The sequence below is a fragment of the Pseudomonas sp. PS01270 genome (genome assembly GCF_029959775.1).
GTDB lineage: Bacteria > Pseudomonadota > Gammaproteobacteria > Pseudomonadales > Pseudomonadaceae > Aquipseudomonas > Aquipseudomonas atacamensis.
Genome location: NZ_JASCPT010000071.1, coordinates 22,465 through 29,605, shown reverse-complemented (window position 1 = coordinate 29,605; position 7,141 = coordinate 22,465). Strand labels below are relative to the sequence as shown.

The 7,141-nt window shown below is 58.2% G+C and carries 5 protein-coding genes and 1 pseudogene; 2 read left to right on the top strand and 4 right to left on the bottom strand.

Annotated elements, in window-relative coordinates:
• Positions 1-208: 208 nt before the first annotated feature.
• From QMX86_RS18650 to QMX86_RS18635, 4 genes and pseudogenes are all read right to left on the bottom strand, one after another.
• Positions 209-567: pseudogene (locus QMX86_RS18650) on the bottom strand (hypothetical protein).
• A 601-nt stretch (positions 568-1,168) separates the two neighbouring features.
• Positions 1,169-3,202 carry an Ig-like domain-containing protein gene (locus QMX86_RS18645; protein ID WP_282387617.1) on the bottom strand — a complete coding sequence of 678 codons (2,034 nt, stop codon included), beginning with the start codon at positions 3,200-3,202 and terminating at the stop codon, positions 1,169-1,171.
• Positions 3,203-3,558: 356 nt separating this feature from the next.
• Complete coding sequence (locus QMX86_RS18640) at positions 3,559-3,918, bottom strand: DUF6124 family protein (protein WP_282387619.1); 360 nt, start codon at positions 3,916-3,918, stop codon at positions 3,559-3,561.
• 575 nt (positions 3,919-4,493) lie between these two features.
• Positions 4,494-5,186 (bottom strand): aspartate/glutamate racemase family protein, encoded by a 693-nt coding sequence (locus tag QMX86_RS18635; protein ID WP_282387801.1) that lies wholly within the window; start codon positions 5,184-5,186, stop codon positions 4,494-4,496.
• A 197-nt stretch (positions 5,187-5,383) separates the two neighbouring features.
• Between QMX86_RS18635 and QMX86_RS18630 the strand changes: the two genes are divergently transcribed.
• Together QMX86_RS18630 and QMX86_RS18625 are read left to right on the top strand one after the other, a co-directional pair.
• Positions 5,384-5,875, top strand: coding sequence for a hypothetical protein (locus QMX86_RS18630; RefSeq protein ID WP_110645201.1), 492 nt, complete (start codon positions 5,384-5,386; stop codon positions 5,873-5,875).
• Positions 5,876-6,106: 231 nt separating this feature from the next.
• On the top strand, positions 6,107-7,081 hold the full coding sequence (locus QMX86_RS18625) for a hypothetical protein (protein WP_282387803.1): 975 nt from the start codon (positions 6,107-6,109) through the stop codon (positions 7,079-7,081).
• Positions 7,082-7,141: the final 60 nt, after the last annotated feature.

The window sequence follows — 7,141 nt, the reverse complement described above, 5'->3', positions numbered from 1 at the left end:
ACCCCCCCCGCCCACCCCACCGTCAAGCACAACCCGATTCCGCCCCCCGGCCCGCTCCCACAAGAATCTTCACTGCTTACGCGTTGATCGTTCCCACGCTCCGCGTGGGAATGCAGCCTGGGACGCTCTGCGTCCCCCCAGAGCTGGAACGCGGAGCGTCCCTTGAGGCAGTCCCACGCAGAGCGTGGGAACGATCATTCAAGCCCCGCTACTGCGGCAACTCCAGATTATCCAGCACCCGATTCACCGCCAATTCCCCGCGCATGATCAACTGCGCAATCCCCATCAGCGTCCGCCGCTGCGATGGCTTTACCAGCCCGGCGAATTCCTAGGCGATGGTTTTCGCTGAGGCAAGGGTTTCGCAGGCGTTGGCCAGCAGGTCTTCGTTTTTGGTGTCGGCAGTGACCGCGTACATGGCGCGGGGGCTGAAGGGTGGCGGGGTAGAGCCGGGTGGGCAGAGGTAGTGGTCGAGGGCGCGGTCGGCGGCTTGGTGGAGTTTTTTTGAATCGAGGGATTCGTAGGGGAGGTGGGATCGGTTTCGGGTGGGTTGGGTGTTGGTTTGATCATGGGTGAAGCCTCTAGAGTGGTTAAGCTGCCACCGTTCGCTGCTAACGAAGGAGGTGGCGGCTGTACGCGGGTTAGCAGACCAGGACTCTAGAACCCGGCGCACCGAAGTGCCCCACGCAAAGCCGCCATAACGGCAAGACCTTGTGCGTCTAGAGATAAGCCGGGCTGCTAAACCCGATCACTGAACATTCAGCGACCGCACCACAATAGAACCCGCCTCCAAGGCGCACAAGCCGGCGGATTCTGGCGTAGCTGTAGGCAATGGCGCAAGAATTTGTAGCCTGGAAGGCGTGTCAGTGAGTTTCTTTTAAACGCCATCGTTTAAATCAAAGCATTGCGCCAAACGTGGCGGGCCTTTCGCGATCAGAAGAAAAGCCTCGATCACGCCCTGCTGTTTAAACCGCTCGTCAAATAAATCGTCGCCTTTGTACTCTCGCCAGCCCAGACACCACACTCGTAACTGAACAAACCGTATCGATAGTGGGAGCGAGTCTTCAGCCTTGATACCCACTCGGGCGACTAATGCGGTGGGCTCGCTAGAAACTTTGCCCTGCCAGTCAATTTGTGGGAAATCCAGCTTGTGTTTTACTCTTTGTAAAGTTCAAGTGGGTACAAACGCGATTGCTCGTGTCGACACTGACGGTGATCCGTTCGAATAAGAAAATGTACCGTCGGAACGAATCCCTATCCAAGTTCCGAGATACGGCGTAGGGGGATCTTGAGCCACAACGCAGCATTGTCCTCTTGGAAGAAAGACGGAGATTCCCTCAAAAAAGTCTTGATATACATTGGTGAAATTGGCCGATAGTGTTTGCTGATACGAATTACTAGGCAAGCGAACACCGCGTTGGCTGCGCACCCATAGTTGTGCATCTTTATCCCCTTGCACGTTGCCAGGATAAGTTGCAGTACCTCTGATCACTCGAAAAACATTTCTTACATCCACCACAAACGACACTGTCGATCCAGACTGATCGCAGACACGGACTGTTGTTTGTCCGTTTTTCAACCCGGTTACTTTTCCGACCGAATTAACTGAAGCCACTGCTAGATCATCCGACTGGAAAGTGTAAGGTGGCGTACCTCCGGTGGGCTGTCGAGTCTGAACATTGCCAGGGACTTCCCTGCTACCCCAGCCATAATTTTGAAGTAGCTTCTCCGCATGCAAGTGCATCGGCGAATCATCAATGACCAATTCCGGCGCGGCCTTGATCGTGTAAACCCGATCCGGAAATTTCACTGCGTTCGTTTCGATATTGCTCTTGTCCAGCGCCACCAGGTATTTAAGCGTCAGCGTCGTGCCATGCCCCAATTGAACGAGATAACTGTTTGCCAGTGTCTGTGGCCAGAAACCCTGGTTGATCCAAGTGCTGTTGACTCTAGCTGGCAACCCAGCCCAGAGAGTCAAGTCATGTGCAGTGCCGTCAGCCTTCTTGCCCTCCAGCCGCAGCCAGCAGGGCTGTTCGGCTTCAATCAAGGTATGCAGCAGCGCATGAATAGTTGCGTTTTTGGTGTCAAGCGCCGTGACATCGAGAAAATTATTGGCATCGGCCTCGACAATTTTCGGGGCGTTCAAAGCGGTCGCCGGCAGCGGCAGAATGTCCAGCAGCAACACAGCCGACTCCACGGCTTTGCCGTCGCGCTCGATAAAATAACTGACTGAAACCCTTTGGCTCAGGCTGTAGGCGAGCACCGAACGCGGTACCGCAATCTCCAGGCCGGCACTGACCAGCCGAGGCGGGCTTGAGTAGGAGCCTTCAGGGACAGCCGTCGCGCCTTGCCAGTTCACCCACAACGTGTCGGTGGGCAGTAACGAACCCTGCGGTACGAGGACTCTGATTTCCGGGGTGGTCGGACTGAACTGATTGCCGTTCATGCCTTGAACGGTGGGTGCCAGCAGAGAAAGGCGACCGAGGTGAATGTCCACGCGCTTTTCACCTGACATGACGGCATTGCCCAATTGGTCAAATACTTTGAATTCTGCCACCGCATTCGGGTTGTCACCGGCGCGCTGGAAGGTATCGGTGAACAGCGTCAGGTTGATCGGGGCCGGCGCTTCGGGCACATCGAATCGCACGGTGGTATCGCCGAGCGCAAACGCTATGGTGTCGAAGCGGCGTCGGTTGGTGTAAGTAAACGCAAATGTCACACCTCGTGCGGCTAGCTCCGGCCCCACGCCTTCACGTACTACATCCAGCGGAATGATCAGATCCAGAGCTTCCGGCAGACGCAAATGGTAGAGGGCTAGCATGTCCCGAGACGATTCATCGTTACCTCCTACGCGCGTGACCTTGTAATACAAGCGGTTGACGCCCTGGTTGAGCCAGCCGTGGGGCAAGTACAAGCGCACCCGCTGTTGTTCTTCGCCCGGGGCAACGGTCTTGCCCGTTACGGGAGTAGGGTTGTCGTTGACGTACAGGTCGACGCGGTCATCAGCGGCCATGGTCCAGGAAGCGAGCTGCATTTCCGTCCACGGATCTATCAGACATTCCAGGCCTTGCGTCTGGCCATCATAAAGCGCCTTGGGTATCCCGCCCTGGGCAATGCCTTCCGGCTTAACCGGTGTGACCCAGCCTTGGATGATGACTGGATACAAAACAAACAGCTCGTTGAAAATCGAAGACTGGATATCCATGGAAGCGCTCCCTGAGAATTTTGCCGTGCCGTGCCGTGCATTGAATGGGATCCATCTCACTCCAGTTTGAAAAAAAGCACACCTGTCAGATCTGACAGGTGCAGACGGTATTCAGACGAACGGTCTTGCCGGATCTTGTCCGCGCGGCAGTTGCGGAAGCGAGCCTGCTTGCGAATTTGTCGTAATGTTCGGTTGCAATGCTGACTGCTCCGACGCTTTCGCGAGCAGGCTCGCTCCCACAAATTCAGCGCTGTAACCGCAGCCGCGTGAGCTACACAAATCCCCTGTGGGAGCGGGCTTGCCCGCGAAGGCGTCAGCACTGCCGGCGCCTTATTCAGAGCCCGCCGCGAGACCCGCTACTGCGGTAACTCCAGATTATCCAGCACCCGATTTACCGCCAGTTCGCCGAGCATGATCAACTGCGCAATCCCCATCAGCGTCCGCCGCTGCGATGGCTTTACCAGCCCGGCGAATTCCTGGGCGATGGTTTTCGCTGAGGCGAGGGTTTCGCAGGCGTTGGCCAGCAGGTCTTCGTTTTTGGTGTCGGCAGTGACCGCGTACATGGCGCGGGGGCTGAACGGCGGTGGGGTCGAGCCGGGTGGGCAGAGGTAGTGGTCGAGGGCGCGGTCGGCGGCTTGGTGAAGTTTTTTTGAGTCGAGGGATTCGTAAGGTGAGATAGGGTCGGATTCGGGTGGGTTGGGTGTTGGTTTGATCATGGTGAAGCTCCTAGAGTCGACGGAGCTGCCAACTTTCGCTGCGATACGAAATGGTTGGTGGCAGCTGTACGCGGGTCGCAGACCGGGACTCTAGAACCGGCAGACCCTAAGGTCTCCCACGTACAGCCGCCATAAAAACAGCGGGTGTTGTGCGTCCAGAGATCGACGGGCTGCGAGACCCGATCGCTGATTCGTCAGCGACCGCACCACAATAGAATCCGCCCCCTAGGCGCACAAGCCGGCGGATTCTGGCGTAGCTGTAGGCAATGGCGCAAGAATTTGTAGCCTGGAAGGCGTGTCTGGAGGTGTCTTTTAAACAGCGGCGTTTAAAAGGCAAAAATTGGCAACAGCACGGTAGCGTCGGGAAGCAGGTGTTGGCTGTGAGGTCGCTTTCGCGAGCAGGCTCGCTCCCACAGGAATCTTCAGTGCTCACAGGGGTTGTGCCAGGGCCGGATTAAAATGTGGGAGCGAGCCTGCTCGCGAATGCAATCTGCCAGTCGACGCTTCAATGCGCGACGGGCAGTGGGTCGATACGTTGAGCATGGCCCGTCTGCGCGGTTCGTCGAAACCTTGAGTCATTCGCCCAGTGCAAACGCCACCGCCGACTGCGCATGCAGCTCGGTGGTGTCAAGCAGGGGCAGGGCGCTGTGTTCGGGTTGGATCAGCAGGCCGATTTCGGTGCAGCCGAGGATGATCGCCTGGGCGCCACGGGCGGTCAGGGATTCGATGACGCCTTGGTAGATTTCTCGCGATTGTTCGCTGATCACGCCCACGCAGAGTTCGTCGTAGATGATCCGGTGCACCTCTTTGCGCTCGGCATCATCCGGCACCAGTACGGTCAGGCCTTGGGCGATCAGACGCTGCTTGAGGAAGTCCTGCTCCATGGTGAACGCGGTGCCGAGCAACCCGACCGTGCGCGCGTCGATTTCCAATGCAGCTTGGGCGGCGGGTTCGGCGATGTGCAGGAACGGAATGCTGATCGCGGCCTGAATCTGCTCGGCGACCTTGTGCATGGTGTTGGTACACAGCACCACGCAATCGGCGCCGCCAGCTTCAAGCCTGCGTGCGGCATCCACCAGAATCGCCGCTGCATCGTCCCAGCGCCCGGCGTGCTGGGCCTGTTCGACCGGGCCGAAGTCGACGCTGAACATCAGCAACTGCGCCGAACGCAAAGGGCCGAGGCGCTCGCGGACCTGTTGGTTGATCAGGCGATAGTATTCGGCGCTGGACTCCCAGCTCATGCCGCCGATAAGGCCGATGGTGCGCATTGGATTTCCTCAAGCAAATGTCAGTGTCGAGCATTCAGGTCTGCCCGAAGTTACCTTCTGTTCGAGACTCGACGCCAGTACCGACTGACTGTACCGCCGATCTTTCGCGCAACTGTGCATCTGCAAGAACTAAACGTACGCCGCGCCGGGGATCTGCCACTATCACCCTTCGCAGGTCCTTTCCGAGGAACACCGCAATGAACGACGTACAGCAACTGGGCGAGATGCTTCGCCACTATGCCGAAAGCGAAGCGCACAAGAAGCAGCTGTTCACTACGCAATCAGCTGAATGGGCAAGACGGATTGGCGCGCTGTTCGACCAGATCGAGCAATGGCTTGAACCGGTCAAGGCGCCGAATCTGCTGGAGGTGAGTCGCGAGGCGTATGTCGCGTTCGGGCCGAGCGTGCCGGTGGAGACCTCGACGTTCAAGACTGAGAAGTTGAGCATTGTGATTGCCGGCAAACCGGTGGAGTTTGTGCCGGATGTGATGGGCAGCGGCGGGCAGATTTCCCTGGCAGTGATGGGGCTGACGGCGGCGCGGTACGGGAGTATTTCCCTGGTTGGCCTGGCGGATGGTGCGTGGCAGTGGCGCAAGACCAATGGCTTGAAGGATCCGGATACGTTTGCGTTTGATGCGAATTTTCTGGCGCAGCAACTGCAAAGCCTGATTCCTCGCGATCGCACCTAGATTGGGACGCAGAGCGTCCCGGGCTGCATTCCCACGCAGAGCGTGGGAACGATCAAACACCGCTATCGCGAGCAGGCTCGCTCCTTGGGGGGTGAGGCGAGTACCGGGGAAACCCTTAGGTCCGGTGCCAATCCGGCATTTTCCCTTGGGTCACTGATGGCCTTTTGGTAGAGTCGCCGTCGCCAGCGGGTTTTCGGCTGGACGATGGAACCGAAGAAGGGAGTCTGATCAGTGAGTCCGGGCAAAAAAATCCTCGGTCTCACGGCGTCGCTTTTGCTGCTGACGCTGTGGGCCAGTTACTTTTACGTATTCAAGGAAAACCGCGACGGCCAGCTCGGCGGCGTTGGCGAAAGCACCGCGTGGTGCGGCACGCCACCGACCACGGAAGCGGCGTTGCTGGGCAAGGATCAACTGACCTTGCGCGTCACCAACAACCTGCGCGGCGAGTTCATGGTCGGCGGTTCGCTGGTGGTTTCCGAACGTACCTTCAACCGCTACGACCTGGGCCGCAACGAACTGCGCCTGCGTCTGGAACCGTTGCAGTGGTCGTTCGGCGTGACGCCGATCTTCCTCGAGCAGGTCAAGGTGCAGCCGCTGAGCCGCAACCTCTCGTCGACCAATAAAAGCGCCTTCGCCGAACTTGAGCCTCGCGCAATCGGCGTGCACGCTCAGACCGCGGCGTTCCCGTTCGACACTTATCGCTACGGCTACAAACCGGTGCTGTATTATCTCAAGGGCAACGAGCGCATCGACTTGCGCTTCAAGAACATCACCACGCTGATGGAGATGTCCAACACCTTCACGCCGATCCAGAAGTACAACCGCGCCGACTACATCAACGAGAAAAACTCGATGATTCGCGATGAGGACTACAAGCCTTACGGCGCGCATGAATGTGCGTTCAGCGTCGAGCGCAAAGGCTCGTTCAAGGTCGTGGTGTTGCTGCTCTTGCTGGTGCTGTGCCTGCCGCTGCTGCTGGTGTTCTACCGCGATGAACCGGGGATCGACTTTCTCGCGACGCTGGTGGGGATTGCGGTGGTGCGCACATTGCTGATCGGGCCGGTGGAGGATTTCCAGCTGTACAACATCGACTTTTTGTTTGGTGCGGCGATTCTGCTGGTGGGTACGGTGTCGCTGATCAAGGCGATGCGCGCCAATAGCCGGCGGGAAATGGCTTTGCGCAGTGGCGAAACATCGTCCTGGTGAAGCAAGCGCGGTGGTAGCCCTGTGGGAGCGAGCCTGCTCGCGAAAACGCTACGTCAGCCG

What these genes read in the sequence shown, in the direction of transcription:
- QMX86_RS18640 (WP_282387619.1), bottom strand. Translation starts at nt 3,918, where the DNA reads ATGATCAAACCAACACCCAACCCACCCGAATCCGACCCTATCTCACCT.
- QMX86_RS18630 (WP_110645201.1), top strand. Translation starts at nt 5,384, where the DNA reads ATGAACGACGTACAGCAACTGGGCGAGATGCTTCGCCACTATGCCGAA.
- QMX86_RS18645 (WP_282387617.1), bottom strand. Translation starts at nt 3,202, where the DNA reads ATGGATATCCAGTCTTCGATTTTCAACGAGCTGTTTGTTTTGTATCCA.
- QMX86_RS18635 (WP_282387801.1), bottom strand. Translation starts at nt 5,186, where the DNA reads ATGCGCACCATCGGCCTTATCGGCGGCATGAGCTGGGAGTCCAGCGCC.